Source organism: Nocardia sp. Tas62D01, from assembly GCF_055232035.1.
This window is the reverse complement of record NZ_JBUYUZ010000001.1, coordinates 2,539,292-2,560,484: the sequence shown is the minus strand read 5'-3', so window position 1 is coordinate 2,560,484 and position 21,193 is coordinate 2,539,292. Positions and strand designations below refer to the sequence as shown.

General features: G+C 67.6%; 1 protein-coding gene (only partly in view). It reads left to right on the top strand.

The window, feature by feature from the left end:
- The first annotated feature begins 638 nt into the window (after positions 1 to 638).
- Positions 639 to 21,193 carry the beginning of a non-ribosomal peptide synthase/polyketide synthase gene (locus ACV7NQ_RS12450; protein WP_463365641.1) on the top strand. 23,089 nt of this gene lie beyond the right edge of the window, so only the first 20,555 of its 43,644 coding nucleotides appear in the window; the start codon lies at positions 639 to 641; its stop codon lies beyond the right edge, outside the window.

Genomic DNA, 21,193 nt, shown 5'->3' with positions numbered 1-21,193 from the left:
TATTCGGTTGCGACAGAACCGAGTTCGAAGCCATACCAACTTCGCGGACCTGTGGACCATCGACGTGCAGAGGACCGGGGGACCGATGTCTGGTTGCCCGATGAGATGCCCTGCGCCAGTCCTCGAGCATCCGTCGCGCAGGTCCCTGGGGATGCGTCGCGGGTGGTATGCCGAATCAGGATAAGACAGCCGCCACTCCGGGTAGCTAACCGGGCGCCTAGCTGTCGCGTGGACCTTCATCGAGGAAGCGGCTGCCTCGTTCCGCCCGGAACCTCCGCTCAACGGCCCTTCGCAAGCAGTGTGAGAAGGGCAACATATTGCTAGCAAACTTGCGATGACGCTGCTGCCTGGAGTGATGTTTCTCTGCTATGGAAGTTGGTTGGTCGGATGCCGCGGGCGACGGTAGATTGTTTCGGTGATCAGCAGCGATGTTCCCGGCGAAGCCGGTCGGTGGGTTGTGGTCATGGTTGGGCCAATGTAACGAGATCGGCCTGATCGACAGATAGTGCCAATGGACATTTTTGCCTGATGATATGAGAACTGAACCCGGAGACGCAGGCGACACGCTTGGATAGGTGAGCGTCTTGTCCCGGTTTGTCGGGGAGCGCTTGCGTGGTGTTCCAGAAGCGAGGTTACGGTTGGACCGGCTGGATTTCGGCGGAAACGGCGAAACTGGTGACGCATGGGAACGCACTTCGCAGGCAGATGTGGAGTACTTCCCGCTGTCGCCCGCACAGCTGGGCATTTGGTATGCGCAGCACGTAGACCCGCAGGTTCCGATCAATATCGCCCAGTATGTCGATCTGCTGGGCGATATTGATCTAGCCGCGCTGGAGCAGGCGAGCATCGACGCGGCCAACGAGTCGGGTTCGGGCTGGCTGCGGATCGTCGAGCGCGATGGTGAGCCGATGCAGACGGTGGATACGTCGCAGGATTCGGCCCTGGTCTACATCGATCTGCGCGATGAAGCTGATCCGGAGGCCGCGGCCGCGGAGTGGATGCGCGCGGAGTACAGCCGTCCGCTCGATATCGTCAATGACCGCCTGATTCGGGCGGTCGCCCTGCGGATCGAGGACCAGCGCTGGTTCTGGTACGCGCGCACCCATCACATTGTGCTCGACGGCTTCGGCGCGATGACCTACATGACTCGGACGGCGGAGCTCTACACTGCGGCGGTCAACGGCACCGAACCGTCGCCCGCCAAGGCCACCGATCTGCGCACGCTGTACGAATCCGAGATGGCCTACCGGGAGAGCACCCGTTTCCAGGCCGACAAGGAGCATTGGGCGCAGCGCGTCGCCGGCCTGGAGGAAGGCTCCAGCCTGGCGGGTCGTTCGGCGCCGCCGGCTCCCGTCAACGGGATTTCGAGCGCGGCGTTGTCGCCGGAGCAGGACGCGCTGCTCGCCGACGCCGTGACACGCCATGACAACTCGCCCGCCGGTCTGCTGATTGCGGGCTTCGCGGCGTACCTGGCCCAGCTTACCGGCACCGAAGACGTCATCCTCAGCCTGCCGGTGACCGCACGGACCACCGCGGCCATGCGTCGTTCCGGCGGCGTGACCTCGAACATCGTGCCACTGCGTTTGCAGGTCGGGCACGACACTACCATCGCGGATCTGCTGCGTGCGGTGCAGGTGGAGGTCTCCGGCGCGCTGCGCCATCAGCGCTACCGGCACGAGGACATTCGCCGCGATTCCGCTGGCGACGGCGTGGTGACCACGGAGTTCTTCGGACCGTGGGTGAACATCATGCTCTTCCACAACGAGGTCGTGCTCGGCCCGATGGTCGGTGAGTTCAATGTGCTCTCGACCGGCAGCATCGAGGACCTCGGTGTCAATTTCTACCAGTCGGTCGCCGGCACCCGCTCGCACATCGATTTCGAGACCAACCCGAACCTCTACACCCGGGACGAAGCCGCGCAGCATCATTCGCGGTTCCTGGAGTTCTTCGGCACGTTCCTGGCGGCCGACGCCGACGCGAAGGTGTGGGGCCTGGAAGCCACCACCGAGGACGAGCGCACGCTGACCCTGCTGGAGTGGAACGACTCCGAGCAGGACGTGCCGGACACCACGCTGGCCGCGCTGCTGGACGCGCAGATCCCGCTGACGCCGGACAATATCGCGCTCGATTTCGAAGGCGCGACGCTGAGCTACGCGGAGTTCTCCGCGCGGGTCAACCGGCTGGCCCGGTTCCTGATCGCCGACGGTGTCGGCTCGGAATCGCTTGTCGCGCTGGGTATGCGGCGTTCACTGGAGCTGGTCATCGGCATGCACGCGGTGCTGAAGGCCGGTGGCGCGTATGTGCCGATCGATCCGGATCATCCGGCCGACCGCACCGCCTACATTCTCGACAGCGCCGACCCGGTGTGCGTGCTCACGCTGTCCTACGAGGAGCTCGAGCTACCCGATTCGATGCGGCGGGTCGAGATCGACACTCTCGACGTCTGCGCGTACTCCGATGCGCCGGTGACGGATTCGGATCGGCTCGCGCCGCTGCGCCCGGACAACACCGCCTACGTCATATACACTTCGGGCTCCACCGGCCGCCCGAAGGGCGTGGCGGTCACCCATCGCGCGATCGTCAATCAGCAGCTGTGGATGCTCGACGAGTACCGGCTGACCGCGGCCGACGTGTACCTGCAGAAGACCGCGACCACGTTCGACGTGTCGCTGTGGGGCTACTTCCTGCCGCTGATGGTCGGCGCGAAGCTGGTCATCGCGTCTCCGGACGGCCACCGCGATCCGTTGTATGTCGCGGACATGATCCAGCGCCACGGCGTGACGGTCACCGACTTCGTCCCGTCGATGCTGACGGTGTTCGTCACGCATGCCACCGCGGCCCAATGCGCCACGCTGCGCGCCGTTTTCGTGATCGGTGAGGCGCTGCCGCCGGAGACCGCCGCCAAATTCAGGGAAATCACCACTGCGGCTGATGGTCGCTTCGCAGGCTCCGCTCCGGCTGGACTGCACAACCTGTACGGGCCGACCGAGGCCGCGGTCTCGGTCACTTACTGGGAGGCCACAGCCGCCGACACCGTGATGGTGCCGATCGGCATCCCCGAATGGAATGTCGAAGTCTACGTACTGGATTCGCGACTGCGACCGGCCGCGATCGGCGCACCGGGCGAGCTGTACCTGGGTGGGCGGCAGCTGGCTCGCGGCTACCGCGGCCGTTCCGATCTGACCTCGGACCGGTTCGTCGCCAACCTCTTCGGTCTCCATGGCGACCGCATGTACCGCACCGGCGACCTGGTGCGCTGGAACTCCGCGGGCACCCTGGAATACATCGGCCGCACCGACTTCCAGGTGAAGTTCCGTGGCCAGCGAATCGAGCTCGGTGAGATCGAGACCGATCTGCTCGCGCATCCCGCGGTCAGCCAGGCCGCGGTGCTGGCTGTCGATACCGCGACCGGTCAGCAGCTGGTCGCGTATGTGGTTCCCGCGCTTGGACATTCGGTCGAATCGGTCGAGCTGACCAGGTTCGTGGCCGAGAAGCTGCCCAGCTACATGGTGCCCGCGGCGATCATGGTGCTGGCGGCGTTCCCGCTCAACACCAGCGGCAAGCTGGATCGTAAGGCGTTGCCGGAGCCGGTGTTCAGCGTGGACGCGGCCGGATTCCAGGCCCCGCGCACCCAGGCCGAACAGATCGTTGCGGGCATCTTCGCCGACGTGCTGAGCCAGGACCGCATCGGCATCGACGACAACTTCTTCGATCTGGGTGGCAACTCGCTGGTCGCCACCCAGGTGATCGCCCGCATCGGGGCGGCGTTCGGCATCCAGATCGGGGTGCGCGCGCTGTTCGAGACCCCGACCGTGGCCGGCATCGCCGCGCGCACCGAAACCGCTACGCCCACCGACGGTTCCCGTCCGCCGCTGGTCGTGCAGCAACGCCCGGAGCGGGTGCCGCTGTCGCTGGCGCAGCAGCGGATGTGGTTCATCAACCAGTTCGACCCGACCGCGCCCACCTACAACCTGCCGTTCGTGGTGCGGTTGCGCGGCCGCGTCGATGTCGCGGTGTTGCAGCCCGCGCTGACCGATGTGCTGGCGCGGCAGGAATCGCTGCGCACCATCTTCCCGGAGTCCGGTGACGGCGCCTACCAGCAGGTGGTGCCGATCGAGGAGGTCGATCTCGGCCTCTCGGTGCAATCGATCGACGAATCCGAATTGCATGGCGTGCTGCTGGAATTCGCGGCCACCGGGTTCGATGTCTCGCACGAGCTGCCGATCCGGGTGCGGGTCTACCAGATCACCGGTGGCTCGGCGAACGGGACGCCGGACTACGCGCTGGCGTTCGTCGTGCATCACATTGCGGCGGACGGCTTCTCGTTCGGTCCGCTGGCCCGCGATGTCGCGACCGCGTACCTGGCGCGTGCGGCCGGGCAGCCGCCCGAATGGGCGCCGCTGCCGGTGCAGTACCGCGACTACAGCATCTGGCAGCGCGAACTGCTCGGTGCGGAGTCCGATCCTGGTTCGATGACCGCCCGCGAGATCGCCTACTGGCGGCGCGCGCTGGCCGGACTGCCCGATCAGCTCGACCTGCCGACCGATCGGCCGCGCCCGTCGGTGCAGAGCTTCCGCGGCAGCTCACTGCGTTTCGAGATCGACGCCGACCTGCACAGCCGCCTGGCCGCACTGGCTCGTGCGCAGGGCGTCAGCCTGTTCATGGTCATGCACGCCTCGCTGGCCGTGCTGCTGGCCCGACTGTCGGGTACCAGCGATATCGCCGTCGGCACCCCGATCGCGGGCCGTGGCGAAAAGGCTCTCGACGACCTCATCGGCATGTTCGTCAACACCCTGGTGCTGCGCTCGGATGTCGACGGCAGCCAGCCGTTCACCGAGTTCCTTTCCCGTACCAGGGAATCCGATCTCGCGGCATTCGCTTACGCCGACGTCCCGTTCGAGCGGCTCGTCGAGGTGCTCAACCCGACACGCTCGCAGGCGCGGCATCCGCTGTTCCAGGTGATGCTGTCGTTCCAGGAAATGTCGCACGGCGCCATGGAGCTACCGGGGCTGTCGGTCACCGCCGACGAACTGGAAGTCGACATCGCCAAGTTCGACCTGCAGTGGACCATCACCGAAGAGCGTGGCGGCCAAGGCGAACCCGACGGCATGACCGCGGTGATCTCCTTCGCCACCGACATGTTCGACGCCGAGACGGTGTCGTCGTTCGCCGACCGCCTGCTACGGATCCTGCGCAGCGTCGTCGACAACCCTGCGGTCGCCGTGGGCGATATCGATGTGCTCGATTTGACCGAGCGGCACGATGTTTCGCGGCGTTGGGTGTCCTCCGGCGCGGACAGTACCGCAGGCCGGTTCGCCGATCCCGATCTCACCCTGGTCGGTTTGTTCGACGTGGCGGCGGCGACGTACCCGGACAATGTGGCGGCGCGCCTCGGCTCCGAATCGCTGACCTACTACGCGTTGGATCGGCGCGCGAACGCGTTGGCGCGCAGGTTGATCGCGGATGGCGCCGGGCCGGAGTCGCTGGTCGCGGTGATCCTGCCGCGTTCGCTGGATCTGGTTGTCGCGTTGCTGGCTGTGGTGAAGACCGGTGCGGGTTATGTGCCGGTCGATCCCACCTATCCGGCCGATCGCATCGCCTACGTGCTGTCGGATTCGCGTCCGACGAGCGTGATCGTCGATTCGTCCGTCGAGGTGACCGTCCCCGACGAACTGCCGGCGGTCGTGCTGGACGAATTCACCGTGGAGTCTGCCGAATTCGACGACGCACCGATCACCGACCTCGATCGGACCGCGCCGCTGAACCCGGGCAACGTCGCCTACGTCATCTACACCTCCGGTTCGACCGGTCGCCCGAAGGGTGTGGCGGTCGCGCATCGGAATGTGGTGCGGCTGTTCGCGAATACCGACGCGGACTTCGGTTTCGGACCCGATGACGTGTGGACGTTGTTCCACTCCTATGCGTTCGACTTCTCGGTGTGGGAACTGTGGGGACCGCTTTTGTTCGGCGGCTCCCTGGTCGTGGTCGATTACTACACCTCGCGTTCGCCGGAGCAGTTCCTGGACCTGCTGCGTGACGAGCAGGTCACCGTGCTCAACCAGACCCCGTCGGCGTTCTACCAACTCGCCGAGGCGGAGCGGAGCGCGTCGGCGGAGCTGACCCCGCTGGCACTGCGCTACGTGGTGTTCGGCGGCGAGGCGCTGGAGCTGCGCAGGCTCTCGGATTGGGTTGCCCGCCACGGTGATTCGTCGCCGTTGCTGGTGAACATGTACGGCATCACCGAGACCACGGTGCACGTCTCCTATCGCGCGCTGGATGCGGCGACTATCGCCGCCGCCTCCGGCAGCATCGTCGGTCGGGCGATCGCGGGCCTCGGCGTGTACGTGCTCGACAACCGGCTGCGACCGGTTCCCGTCGGTGTCGTTGGCGAAATGTATATCACTGGACCGCAATTGGCTCGCGGCTACCTCGGTCGCCCGGACCTGACCACCACGCGCTTCGTCGCGAACCCGCTCGCTGAACCCGATTCCGTCGGCTCGCGCCTCTACCGTTCCGGCGACTTGGCGCGTTGGAATCGCTTCGGTGAGCTCGAATACCTGGGTCGCGCCGACGATCAGGTGAAGGTCCGCGGCTTCCGTATCGAACTCGGTGAGATCGAGTCCGCGGTGCTCGCCCAGGAGGGCGTGGCGCAGGCGGCGGTCATCGTGCGTGAGGATCAGCCGGGCGGCCAGCGGATCGTGGCGTACGTGGTCCCCGAGCCCGGCATCGAACTCGACCTCGACGCGGTGCGCGACGGTGCGGCCGAGCGGCTGCCCGCGTACATGGTGCCCTCGGCATTCATGCGACTCGACGCGATCCCGTTGACGGTCAACGGAAAACTGGATCGGCGCGCGCTGCCCGCACCGGTATTCGAGGTCCGCGAATTCCGCGCACCGACGACCCCCATCGAGGAGATCGTCGCCCAGGTCTTCGCCGACGTGCTGGATCTGCCCCGCGTCGGCGTCGAGGACGACTTCTTCGACCTCGGCGGCAACTCGCTGATCGCCACCCAGGTGGCGTCCCGGCTCGGCATCGCGCTCGACACCAAGGTGCCGGTGCGCATGCTGTTCGAAGCGCCCACGGTCGCCGCGCTGGCCGCTCGCGTCGAAACGCATGCGGGCGACGGCGCCCGCAAGGCGCTGGTCGCGAGGGAACGGCCCGAGGAGGTGCCGCTGTCGCTCGCGCAGCAGCGGATGTGGTTCCTCAACCGCTTCGATACCACCCTGGCCGTCAACAACATTCCGGTCGCTATCCGGCTCTCCGGCGACCTCGACGTCGCCGCATTGCAGGTCGCGGTCATCGACGTGATCGACCGGCACGAGTCGCTGCGCACCGTCTTCCCGGAGACCAACAGTGGCCCGGTGCAGGTGGTTCTCGATGCGGCGCAGATCGTTCCGGACCTGACGCCCTACCGGGTCACCGAGGAGACGCTGGTCGAGCACCTCATCGACCTCGCGTCGATGGCCTTCGACGTCACCAACGAAGTGCCGTTGCATGCGCGCCTGTTCGAGATCAGCGAGACCGAGTACGTGCTCGGCATGGTGGTGCACCATATTTCGGCCGACGGCTGGTCGATGGCGCCGCTGTCGCGCGATGTCATCGTCGCGTACGCCGCCCGCACCTCCTGGGAGGTGCCGACCTGGGCCGAATTGCCGGTCCAGTACGCGGATTACACGCTCTGGCAGCGCGAGGTGCTCGGCTCGGAGACCGATCCGAGCTCGCTGATCTCCACCCAGATCGGCTACTGGCAGCGCGAACTCGCCGATCTGCCCGACGAATTGGTGCTGCCGTCGGATCATCCGCGTCCGGCCGCCGCCTCCTACCGTGGCGGCACCTACGCGTTCGTGATCTCCGGCGAGACCCAGCGGGCGCTGGTCGAGCTGGGCCGCCGGTACAACGCCTCGCTGTTCATGGTGATGCACAGCGCGCTGGCCGTGCTACTCGCACGTGCCAGCGGCACCTCCGATATCGCCATCGGCACGCCGGTGGCAGGCCGCGGTGAGGCCGCGCTGGACGACCTGATCGGCATGTTCGTCAACACCCTCGTGTTGCGGACGGACATCGACGGCGCGACGAGTTTCGCGGACCAGCTCGCCCGGGCCAGGGAAACCGACCTGCACGCCTTCGCGCACGCGGACGTGCCGTTCGAGCGACTGGTCGAGGTGCTCAACCCGGCCCGCTCGCAGGCGCGCCACCCGCTGTTCCAGGTGATGCTGGCCTTCCAGAACTCCAAGCAGGCCAGCCTGCAGCTGCCCGGACTTTCGGTGAACGGCATCGATTACGACCCGCAGCTGGCCAAGTTCGACCTGCAGCTGACGTTGCAGGAGACCCAGGAGCAGGGCGAGGCGGCCGGGATGTCGGCCGAGTTCTCCTATGCGCTCGATCTGTTCGACGAGGATACGGTCGCGGCGCTCGCGCGCCGCCTCGATCGGATCCTGGCGACCATCATCGCCGATCCGACCACGCCGGTCGGCGATATCCAGCTGCTGGACGATCAGGAGACCGCGCTCGCGCTGATCGGCTGGAACGACACCGCGCACGAGATCGGTTCGGGCCGCACCCTGGTCGACGGTTTCGCCGCGCAGGCGCTGGCGACTCCGGACGCGATCGCGATCGTGGATCCCGCGACCGGCACATCGTTGACCTATGCCGAGTTCGGCACCCGCGTGCACCGGCTGGCACGCCGCCTCATCGACGCCGGGGTAGGCCCGGAAAAGCTTGTCGCCCTTGGTCTGCGGCGTTCGGTCGACCTGGTGGTCGCCGTATATGCGGTGCACGAGGCGGGCGGTGGTTACGTGCCGCTGGACCTGGATCAGCCGACTGAGCGCGTGAGCTATGTCCTCGAGTCGGTGGCACCAGTCTGTGTGCTGACGACCTCGCGTGACAACTTCGAGAGCGGTGGCCTGCCCACGCTGTCGATCGATGAGCTGGACCTGTCCGCATATTCGGACGAGCCGGTTGCCGATGCGGAACGGATCGCGCCGCTGCGGCCGCAGCATCCCGCGTACGTGATCTTCACGTCGGGTTCCACGGGCCGTCCGAAGGGTGTGGCGGTGCCGCATTCGGCGGTGGTGAACCAGGTCCGCTGGATCACCGGCGAATACGGCATCGACGCCGGCGACATCGTGCTGTTCAAGACGCCCGCCACGTTCGACGTGTCGGTGTGGGAGTTGTTCGGTCCCTTGTCCACCGGTGGCCGGATTGTGGTGGCGAGCCCGGACGGCCATCGTGACCCGCAGTACCTGGTGGATGTGATCGCGGCCGAGCGGGTAACCATGACCTCGTTCGTGCCGTCGATGCTGACCGTGTTCGCGGGCGGCGTGGATGCCGCAGGTGGCAGAAGTACAGCGCTGGAGTCGTTGCGTGCGTTGCTGGTTGCCGGTGAGGCGTTCACCGGCGACGCGGTGGCCGCTATCCGGCGGGTCTGCCCGGCGCAGCTGTACAACCTGTACGGCCCGACCGAATTCGCCGTGCACGCAACGCATGCGCCGGTGGCCGACGGCGTCGTCGGCGCGGTGCCGATCGGCCTGCCGGTCTGGAACGCGCAGGCGTACGTGCTGGATGCTCGCCTGCACCTGGTCGCGCCGGGTGTCGCCGGTGAGCTCTATCTGGCGGGTGCGCAGTTGGCGCGTGGCTACTTCGGTCGCACGGATCTGACCGCGGATCGCTTCGTGGCCAGCCCGTTCGGTGCTGCCGGTTCGCGGATGTACCGCACCGGTGACTTGGTCACTCGCGATGCGAGCGGCGCCATCGTGTACCTCGGGCGCACCGACTTCCAGGTGAAGCTGCGCGGTCTGCGCATCGAGCTCGGTGAGATCGAAACCGCCTTGACCGCACACACTTCGGTGGCCCAGGCCGTTGCCGTGGTGCGCTCGGATGCGCGCACCGGTGATCAGCTGGTCGGCTATGTGGTGCCCGCCAATGGCGGCACGATCGATATCGAGGAGCTGCGGGCGCATCTGTCCGCGCAGCTGCCGTCCTACATGGTGCCCGCCGCGATCGTCGTACTGGACGCCATGCCGTTGAACCCGAACGGCAAGCTGGATCGCCGTGCGCTGCCCGAACCTGTCTTCGAGGCACGGGAATTCCGCGCACCGTCCACACCGATCGAAGAGATCATCGTCGGCATCTTCGCCGATGTGCTCAGCCACCAGCGGATCGGCATCGACGACAACTTCTTCGATCTGGGCGGCAACTCGCTGGTCGCCACCCAGGTGGTGGCCCGGCTCGGCGCGGCATTGGACACACAGGTTCCGGTGCGGCTGCTGTTCGAGGCGCCGACCGTCGCCGCGCTCGCCGAGCGCGTGGAGACCAATGCCGGCGGCGGTGCGCGTCCGGCGCTGACCGCGCGAACCCGGCCCGAATACCCGCCGTTGTCGCTTGCCCAGCAGCGGATGTGGTTCCTCAACCGTTTCGACGCCGACTCGGCCGCCGACAACATTCCAGCGGCAGTTCGACTGCACGGCCATCTGGATGTGGCCGCGCTGCGCGGCGCCATCGCCGATGTGATCAAGCGCCACGAATCGCTGCGCACGATCTACCCGTCCCGGGACGGTATCGCCTACCAGCAGGTGCTCTCGGCGGCGCAGGCGACACCGGCGCTGCAGATCGTCGCGGTCGCCGAAGACGAGATGGCAAGCGCCCTCTACGACTTCATCGGCCGTGGTTTCGACGTCACCACCGAGTCGCCGGTGCGGCTGCGTCTCTACCAGGTGGAGCGCGCACCGCTGAGTAGCAACAGGTGGCGCGACAACACCCAGGACCATGTGCTCGCCGTCGTGGTGCATCACATTGCGGCGGACGGCTTCTCGATGCGTCCGCTGGTCCGCGACCTGATGTCGGCCTACATCGCGCGCAGCTCGGAATCCGCGCCGGTTTGGCCGCCCTTGGCGGTGCAGTACGTCGATTACGCGCTCTGGCAGCGCGAGACGCTCGGCACCGAGGACGATCCGACCTCGCTGATTTCCGAGCAGCTCGGCTACTGGCGCGATGCGCTGGCCGGACTGCCGGAAGAACTCCGTCTTTCGCCGAAGCCGCGGCCGGTCGTCGCGTCGTATCAGGCGCGCACCCGCCGATTCCGGCTGCCCGGCGAACTCCTCGCGGCGCTGAACGCGATCGCGCACGAGCACGGCACCACGCTGTTCATGGTGGTGCACAGCGCATTCGCGACACTGCTCGCGCGGTTGAGCGGCTCCGACGATATCGCCATCGGCGTCCCGGTGGCCGGTCGTGGCGAGCAGGTCCTCGACGACCTGGTCGGCATGTTCGTCAACACGCTCGTGCTGCGCACCCGGGTCGAGGCGACCGAATCCTTCAGCGATCTGCTCGAGCAGGTGCGGGAACGGGATCTGCAGGCCTTCGCACACGCCGACGTGCCGTTCGAGCGACTGGTCGAGGTGCTCAACCCGGCCCGTTCGCAGGCGCGGCATCCGCTGTTCCAGGTGATGCTGTCGTTCCAGAACCTGGGCCGCACCTCGCTGGAGCTGCCCGGTCTCGCGGTCTCCGAACTCGGTATCGACCAGCCGACCGCCAAGGTCGACCTGCAACTCACGCTGAGTGAGACGCAGGGTGCGGATTCCGAGATGGAAGCCGAACTCCTCTACGCCACCGACCTTTTCGACGATCGGTTCGCGAACGCCTTCGCCGAGCGTTTCGTCCGCGTGCTGCGCGGCGTCACCTCCGCACCGGCCATCATGGTGGGCGATATCGACCTGCTGGACGACGCCGAGCGGACGCTGGTGCTCGACCAGTGGAACGACACCGAATTCCCGGTGGACGCGGCACTGACCTCGCCGGTCGGTGATGCCGCCGCGACGTTGGTTTCGCTGTTCGAGGCGCAGTTGGTACGGACCCCGGACGAGTACGCGGTCACGTTCGAGGGCACAAGTCTGTCCTATGCCGAGTTCGCCGCCCAGGCGCACCGGTTGGCGCGTTGGCTGAAGCAGAACGGTGTGGGCCCGGAATCGTATGTGGCCCTTGGCATGCGGCGTTCGATCGACTTGGTCGTCGGCATGTACGCCATCAATGCCGCGGGTGGTGCGTATGTGCCGCTGGATCCCGATCATCCGGTCGAGCGCATCGACTACATCCTCGAGACCGCGCGACCGGTGTGCGTGCTGACCTCCGGCACCGATCTGGAGACCACGGTGTCGCGGCAGGTGCGCATCGATGAGCTGGATCTGTCCGAATTCTCGGACGCGCCGCTGACCGACGCGGACCGGCATCGGCCGCTGCGGCCGGGCAATACCGCCTACGTGATCTTCACGTCGGGTTCGACCGGCCGCCCGAAGGGTGTCGCGGTCAGCCATGCCGCGATTGTGAACCGGCTGGTGTGGATGCACGCCGAGTACGGCCTCGCGGCCGATGACGTGGTGCTGCAGAAGACTCCGGCTACCTTCGACGTGTCGGTGTGGGAGTTCTTCTGGCCCTTGCAGGTCGGTGCGCGACTGGTGGTCGCCAAGCCCGACGGTCACCGCGATCCGGCGTACCTGGCGCGGTTGATCACCGACGAGCAGGTCACCACGGTGCACTTCGTGCCGTCGATGCTGTCGGTGTTCCTCGCTGAGGATCGGGCCGCCGAATGTACCAGTCTGCGTAACGTTTTCGCCTCCGGTGAGACGCTGCCCGCCGTCGCCGCGCAGCGACTGCGGCAGCTGACCGGCGCGCGCCTGCATAACCTGTACGGCCCGACCGAGGCCGCGGTCGACGTCACCTTCCACGAGGTGACCAACGCCGACACCAGCTCGGTGCCGATCGGCGCTCCGGTGTTCAACACCCGGGTCTACGTGCTGGATTCGCGCTTGCGTCCGGTGCCCGCCGGGGTGCCGGGTGAGCTGTACCTGGCGGGCGCCCAGCTGGCGCACGGGTATGTGGGCCGCCCGGACCTGACCACCGAGCGGTTCGTCGCGAACCCGTTCGGCCCGGCCGAGCGGATGTACCGCACCGGTGACCTGGTCACCTGGACGGCACAGGGCGAGCTGGAGTACTTGGGCCGCACCGACTTCCAGGTGAAGCTGCGTGGTTTGCGCATCGAGCTCGGCGAGATCGAATCCGCGCTCACCGCACAGGACGCGGTGGCGCAGGCGGTCGTGCTGGTGCACTCCGGCGAGCGGACTGGCGATCAGCTGGTCGCGTACCTGGTCGGGAACCCGGACCGCGCGATCGACATCGACACGGTCAAGAACACCCTCGGCGAGCAGTTGCCCACCTACATGGTGCCGTCGGCGTACATGGTGCTCGACGAGTTCCCGCTGAACGCCTCCGGCAAGCTGGATCGCAAGGCGCTGCCCGAACCGACGTTCGCGGTCAAGGTCTTCCGCGCCCCGACCACACCGGTGGAAGAGATCGTCGCGGGTACCTTCGCCGAGGTCCTCGGCCTGCAGGGCAGCGGCCACGCGGTCGGCTTGGACGACGACTTCTTCGAACTCGGCGGCAACTCGCTGGTCGCCACCCAGGTCGCCGCCCGGCTCGGCGCGGCGCTGGACACCCAGATCCCGGTGCGCGCACTGTTCGAGGCATCGAATGTCGCGGCGCTGGCCGCGTTGGTGGAATCGGCCGCCGGACAGGGTGGCCGGGCCCCGCTGACCGCGCAGTCACGTCCGGAGCTGGTCCCGCTTTCGCTGGCTCAACAGCGGATGTGGTTCCTCAACCGCTTCGACAACCGCACCGCGGTGAACAACATCCCGGTCGCCATCCGGCTCACCGGCGATGTCGACATGGTCGCGCTGAACGCTGCCATCGGTGATGTGCTTGCTCGCCACGAGGCGCTACGCACCATCTACCCGGAAGTGGAAGGCACTGGCTACCAGCGCATTCTGCACGCCGACGAGGTGCGCTTCGAACTGACGGCCGAGACCGTCACCTCGGCCGTGCTGCACGCCCGGATCGTCGAGTTGGCCAGTGTGCACTTCGATGTGACCAGCGCGGTGCCCTTCCGGGCGAACCTGCTCAGCATCGACGCACGCAATCATGTCGCGGTGCTGGTCATGCACCACATCAGCGGTGACGGCTTCTCGCTGCGCCCGCTGCTGCGCGATGTGGTGGTGGCCTACACCGAGCGCAGCCGCGGTGAGGTCCCCGCGTGGACTCCGCTGGAGGTCCAGTACGCCGACTACGCGCTGTGGCAGCGCGAGGTGCTCGGCAGCGAGGACGATCCGGAATCCGTTGCCGCGAGGCAGCTCGCGTACTGGACCGAGCAATTGGCGGATCTGCCCGATCAGATCGAGTTGCCCGCCGACCGGTCGCGACCGGAGATCGCCTCCCATGCCGGTGGCACGCACAACTTCTCGGTGGACGCCGAATTGCACACCGCGCTGGCCGAACTGGCCCGCGCGCGGGGGGTCACCCTGTTCATGATCGTGCACGCCGCATTGGCGGCGTGGGCGGCGCGGCTGTCCAACAGCACCGATATCGCCATCGGCACGCCGATCGCCGGGCGGGGCGAACGCGCGCTCGACGATCTGGTCGGCATGTTCGTCAACACGCTGGTGTTGCGCAACGAGGTCGATCCGGCCGCTGAGTTCGGCGATCTGCTGGCGCAGGTGCGTCGGACCGATCTCGCGGCCTTCGCGAACGCGGATGTGCCGTTCGAGCGGCTGGTCGATGCCATCAGCCCGGCCCGCTCGCAGGCGCACCACCCACTGTTCCAGGTTGCGCTGACCTTCGAGGCGGCCTCTGCCGCTGATATGGGCATTGTCGCGTTGCCCGGCGTCGACCTCTCCGTGGTCGAATTCGATGCAGGCACCGCGAAGTTCGATGTGCAGCTGACCGTCGGCGAGGCCGCCGACGGTGCACTCGGGATGTCCTGGAACTACGCGACCGAGCTGTTCGATCCGGAGACGGTGGCGTCGTTCGCCGATCGCCTGGTCCGGATCCTGCACAGTGTGGTCGAGGATCCCGAGATCGTCATCGGCGATATCGATCTGCTCGGTGAGGCCGAGCGGCTCAACCTTTCGCAGCGGTGGGTTTCCTCCGGTGCGGACGGTGGCGTGGAGCGGTTCACGGCGGCGGGTGTCACCCTGATCGACCTGTTCGATCAGGTGGTGGCCGCACATCCGAACAACACCGCGGCCAAGTTCGGCATCGAATCGCTGACCTACAGCGAGCTGGACCGGCGCGCGAATGTGTTGGCGCGCAGGCTGATCGCCGACGGCGCCGGGCCCGAGTCGCTGGTCGCGGTGATTCTGCCGCGCTCGCTCGACCTGGTGGTCGCGCTGCTGGCAGTGGTGAAGACCGGTGCGGGCTATGTGCCTGTCGACCCGACCTACCCGGCCGATCGCATCGCCTACGTGCTGTCGGATTCGCGTCCGACCAGCGTGATCCTCGACTCCACGGTCCACGTGACGGTGTCCGCCGAACTGCCGACCGTGGTGCTCGACGGGTTCGCGGTGGAGACCGGCAATATCGAGGACGCCGACGACGCACCGATCACCGATGCGGACCGCAATGTGCCGCTGAACCCGGACAGCGTGGCGTACGTGATCTACACGTCCGGTTCGACCGGTCGCCCGAAGGGTGTCGCGGTCGCGCATCGGAATGTGGTGCGGCTGTTCGCCAATACCGATCGCGAGTTCGGCTTCGGCGCGGATGACGTGTGGACCCTGTTCCACTCCTACGCCTTCGACTTCTCGGTATGGGAACTGTGGGGACCGCTTTTGTTCGGCGGCTCCCTGGTCGTGGTCGATTACTACACCTCGCGCTCGCCGGAGCAGTTCTTGGAACTGCTACGCGCGCAACGGGTTACGGTGCTCAACCAGACGCCGTCGGCGTTCTACCAACTCGCGGAAGCGGATCGGAATGCCGCGCCGGACGCGGTGCCGCTGGCGCTGCGGTACGTGGTGTTCGGTGGCGAGGCGCTGGAGCTGCGCAGGCTCTCGGATTGGGTTGCCCGCCATGGTGACGGCGTCACCGGTCGTGCCGCGGTGTCCGCGCCGCTGCTGGTGAACATGTACGGCATCACCGAGACCACCGTGCACGTCTCCTACCGTGCCCTCGATGCCGCCACCATCGCAGCCGCCTCCGGCAGCGTGGTCGGTCGCGCCATCGCAGGACTGCGGGTGTACGTGCTCGACAGCAGGCTGCGGCCGGTCCCGGTCGGTGTCGCGGGCGAAATGTATGTCGCGGGACCGCAATTGGCTCGTGGGTACCTCGGCCGCCCGGACCTGACCGCCACCCGCTTCGTCGCCAACCCGCTCGGCGGGGCCGACGCGGCAAACTCACGCCTGTACCGTTCCGGCGACCTTGCGCGCTGGAATCGCTTCGGTGAACTCGAATACCTGGGCCGCGCCGACGATCAGGTGAAGGTCCGCGGCTTCCGTATCGAACTCGGTGAGATCGAGTCCGCGGTGCTGGCCCAGCCGGGCATCGCCCAGGCGGCGGTCATCGTGCGTGAGGATCAGCCGGGTGATCAGCGGATCGTGGCCTATGTGGTCTCGGAACCCGATGTCATTCCGGATCTCGACGTCGTCCGCAGTGGAGCGGCGCAGCAGCTGCCGTCGTACATGGTGCCCTCGGCGCTGGTGCGGCTGGAGTGGATTCCGTTGACTGTCAACGGAAAGCTCGATCGGCGCGCGCTGCCCGCACCCGCGGTGCAGGCGCGTGGTTTCCGCGCACCGGTCACCCCGGTGCAGGAGACCGTGGCCGCGGTATTCGCCGACGTGCTCGACCTGCCCAGGGTCGGCGTCGACGACGACTTCTTCGACCTCGGCGGCAACTCGCTCATCGCGACCAGGGTCGTGTCGCGCATCGGCGCCGCTCTCGGCACGACGGTCCCGGTGCGGGCGCTGTTCGAGGCGTCGACCGTGGAAGCGCTTGCCGCACGGGTGGAATCGCATGCCGACGGCGCCGCGCGGGCCCGCCTGGTGGCGCGGCCGCGTTCGGCCGACGAACTGGTGCCGCTGTCGTACGCGCAGCAGCGCATGTGGTTCCTGAACAAGTACGACACCACCTCCGCGGCCTATAACCTGCCGGTCGCCATCCGGCTGTCCGGCGCACTCGATGTCGAGGCGCTGCGGCTGGCGGTCGCCGATGTGGTGCGTAGGCACGAATCGCTGCGCACTCGCTACCCGGAGCACGGCGGCACCCCGGTCCAGGTGGTCGTGCCCGCCGAGGACATCGCGCTCGACCTGCACCCGGTCGCGGTCGACCCGGCGCAGCTGACGGCCGCGGTCGTCGAGTTCGTCACCACCGGATTCGATGTGGCCGAACAGGTTCCGCTGCGGACACGGCTGTACATCGCGGGCGCCGACGAGTATGTGCTCGTCGTCGTGGTGCACCACATCGCGGCGGACGGCTTCTCCATCGGTCCGCTGACCCGCGACGTGATGACCGCCTACACCGCGCGTGCCGAGGGCAGTGTGCCCGGCTGGACGCCGCTCGCGGTGCAGTACGCTGACTTCGCGGTCTGGCAGCGCGAAGTGCTCGGCGCCGAGCACGATGCCGAGTCGCTGATGTCGCGTCAGGTGGCGCACTGGCAGCGTGCGCTGGACGGTGTGCCGGACGAACTGCCGCTGCCGGCGGATCGGGCAAGGCCCGCGATCGCCTCGTACCGCGGTGCGACATTGCAGCGGGAATTGCCCGGTGAACTCATCGCGGCGCTGGAAGACATTGCGCGCCAACGCGGCGCGTCACTGTTCATGGTGATGCACAGCGCGCTCGGGGTTTTGCTGGCGTGGCTCTCGGGTACCGAGGACATCGCGGTCGGCACCCCGATCGCTGGACGTGGCGAGCAGGCGCTCGATGACCTGGTCGGCATGTTCGTCAACACGCTGGTGTTGCGCACCGAAATCGAGCAGGCCGAGTCGTTTACGCAGCTGCTGGACCGGGTGCGGGCGACCGACCTGGATGCCTACGGCAACGCGGACGTGCCGTTCGAGCGGCTCGTGGACTTGCTCGCACCGGAACGCTCGCAGGCCCGCAACCCGCTGTTCCAGGTGATGCTCGCGTTCCAGAACCTGGATCGCAGCTCGCTGGAGCTGCCCGGGCTTTCGGTGTCGGCGCTCGATCTCGAAGAGAACATCGCGCGCTTCGACCTGCAGTTCACGCTGTCGGAGCACGATTCGACCGGCATGACCTTGGCGCTCACCTACGCCACCGAGCTGTTCGACGAAGCGACTGCCGCGGACATCATGCAGCGCTGGCAGCGGGTGCTCGAGGCCGTCGCCGCCGATCCCGCGATCGCGGTGGGTGCCATCGAGGTGCTGGATGCCGCCGAGCGGGCCGATCTCGTCGCCCGTACCGGCGGCCCGGCCGCGCCCGCGCGCACCCTGCCGGAGCTGCTGGCCGAGGCCGCTGGGCTCGATCCGCAGGCGCCAGCCGTGGTGTTCCAGGGGACGAGTCTGTCCTACGCGGAGCTGGACGAGCGGTCGAACCGTTTGGCCCGCATGCTGATTGCCGAGGGCATCGGCGCCGAGGATCTGGTCGCCGTCGGCGTGCCCAGGTCCGCGGACTCCGTTCTCGCTGCCTGGGCGGTGTCGAAGACCGGTGCGGCTTTCGTTCCGGTCGACCCGAACTATCCGGCCGAGCGTATCGCGCACATGGTCACCGATTCCGGTTCCCCGCTCGGCCTGACCGTCGCTTCGGTTTGCGATGGCCTGCCGGAATCGGCGCGCTGGCTGGTGCTCGATGACCTCGATCTCGACGGGTTCGACGGCGGGCCGATCACCGACGCCGACCGGGTCCGGCCGCTGCGGCCGCAGCACCCGGCCTATGTCATCTACACCTCGGGTTCGACCGGTGTGCCGAAGGGCGTCGTGGTCACCCACGCCGGTCTCGCGAACTTCAGCGCCGAGCAGATCGAGCGGTACGCGCTCGACTCCGACTCCCGCGCACTGCATTTCGCGTCGCCGAGCTTCGATGCCTCGATCCTCGAGCTGTTGCTCGCGGTCGGTGCGGGTGGCGCGCTCGTGGTGGTGGCGCCGGGCGTCTACGGCGGCGAGGAACTGTCCGAGCTGATCCGCACCGAGCGGGTGACGCACGCGTTCATCACCCCCGCCGCGCTGGCCACCTTCGACCCGAGCGGCCTCGATACGCTGCGGGTGCTCGTCGCGGGCGGCGAGGCATGCCCGCCGGAACTGGTCGCGAAATGGGCGGTGCCGCTGGCGGACGGCTCGACCCGAAAGTTCCACAACGCCTATGGCCCGACCGAGGCCACCATCGTGACCAACCTCAGCGATCCGCTGGTGCTCGGCGAGACGGTGACCGTCGGCGGCCCGATCCGCGGTATGCAAGCGCTGATCCTGGATGGCCAGTTGCGGCCGGTGCCGGTGGGTGTTACGGGTGAGCTGTACCTGTCGGGCATTCAGCTGGCGCGCGGCTACCACGCGCGGGCCGCGTTCACCGTCGATCGGTTCGTGGCCAACCCGTATGCCGACGGTCAGCGCATGTACCGCACCGGCGACGTGGTCCGCTGGACCCGCACCGGCGAGGTCGAATACGTAGGCCGCTCCGACTTCCAGGTAAAGGTGCGCGGCTTCCGTATCGAACTCGGCGAGATCGACGCCGCGCTCGCCTCGCACGAAGCCGTCGACTTCGCAGTCACCGTCGGGCACAAGAGTTCCGTCGGCGCCGTCTCGCTGGTGTCGTATGTGGTTGCCGCGCCAGGCAAGTCGATCGACGTGGCCACGCTCACCGCACACATCGAGGATAGCCTGCCCGCGTACATGGTGCCATCGTCGGTGATGGTGATCGACAGGGTGCCGTTGACGCCGAACGGCAAGCTGGACCGGAAGGCGTTGCCGGAGCCGGTGTTCGCGACCGAGGTCGTGTTCCGTGCGCCGCGCACGCCCGTTGAGCACACCATCGCCGAGATCTTCGCCGAGGTGCTCGGCGTGGAGCGGGTCGGTGTCGACGATTCGTTCTTCGCGCTCGGCGGCGACAGCATCGTGTCGATCCAGCTGGTGTCGCGGGCACGGGCGCGCGGTGTGGTGTTCTCGCCGCGGCACGTGTTCGAGCAGCGGACCGTGGCCGGGCTTGCTTCAGTCGCTGAAACCGCGGAAGGCGCCCATGCTAGGCAGCCGGTGCTGGCCGAATTGGCCGGTGGCGGCGTCGGTCCGATGCCGCTGACGCCGGTGGTGCGGTTCATGGCGGAGCGGCGCGGTTCGTTCGGTCGCTTCAACCAGACGATGGCGCTGGAACTTCCGGTCGGCATCGACCGTGCGGGCATCGCGAAGACTGTTGGCGCGGTCATCGACCGGCACGACATGCTGCGGGCCCGGCTCCACCGCGGAGCTCGCGGAGCGGTCATCGAACCCAAGCACGACGGCGATGACTGGATCGTCGAAACCGCGGCGCCGGGCACCGTCGACGCGGATGCGCTGATCGACCGGACCGAGTTCGATGCGGGCGTCGATGATGCCGAGCTCGTCGAGATCGCCGCCGCGGCACTGGATGCCTCGTTGGATCGATTGGATCCGGCTGCGGGCGTGGTGGTTCGGTTCGTGTGGCTGGAGCCGTCGGGCAGCGGCCGCAGTGGCCGACTGATCGTCGTCGCGCATCACCTTGTCGTGGACGGTGTTTCCTGGCGCATCCTGGTGCCTGACTTCGTGACGGCCTGGGGTCAGCTCACCACGGGCCAGGCGCCCGAGCTCGTCGCGCCCGTCACCTCGATGCGGGCTTGGGCCGACGCACTGCGGCGCGAGGCCGAAAGTGCCGAGCGCGTGGCCGAACTCGACTATTGGCGTTCGGTGGTCGGCGCGGTGGAACCGCTGCTGACCGATCGTCCGATGGATCCGGAGGTCGATACCTCCGGCGTCACCGACAAGCTCCAGGTCGAGGTATCCGCCGAGGTCACCAAGGCCCTGCTCACTACCGTCCCGGCCCTGTTCCACGGCGGCGTCAACGACGGTCTGCTCACCGCGCTCGCCCTGGCGGCCGCGAAGTGGCGGGCCCGCCGCACCGGCGCCCGGTCCGACGATTCGCTGCTGATCCGACTGGAAGGCCACGGCCGCGAAGAGGACGTCGTGCCCGGCGCGGACCTCTCCCGCACCGTCGGCTGGTTCACGGCGATCTTCCCGGTCCGATTCGACCTGTCCGGCATCGATGTCGACGCCGCGCTCACCGGCGGCCCGGCGCTGGGCAAGGCCGTCAAGGCGGTCAAGGAGCAGCTGCTGGCCGTGCCGGACAAGGGCGTCGGCTACGGCCTGCTGCGCTACCTGAACGGCCGGACCGCCACCGAGCTGCCCACCGACCTACCCGG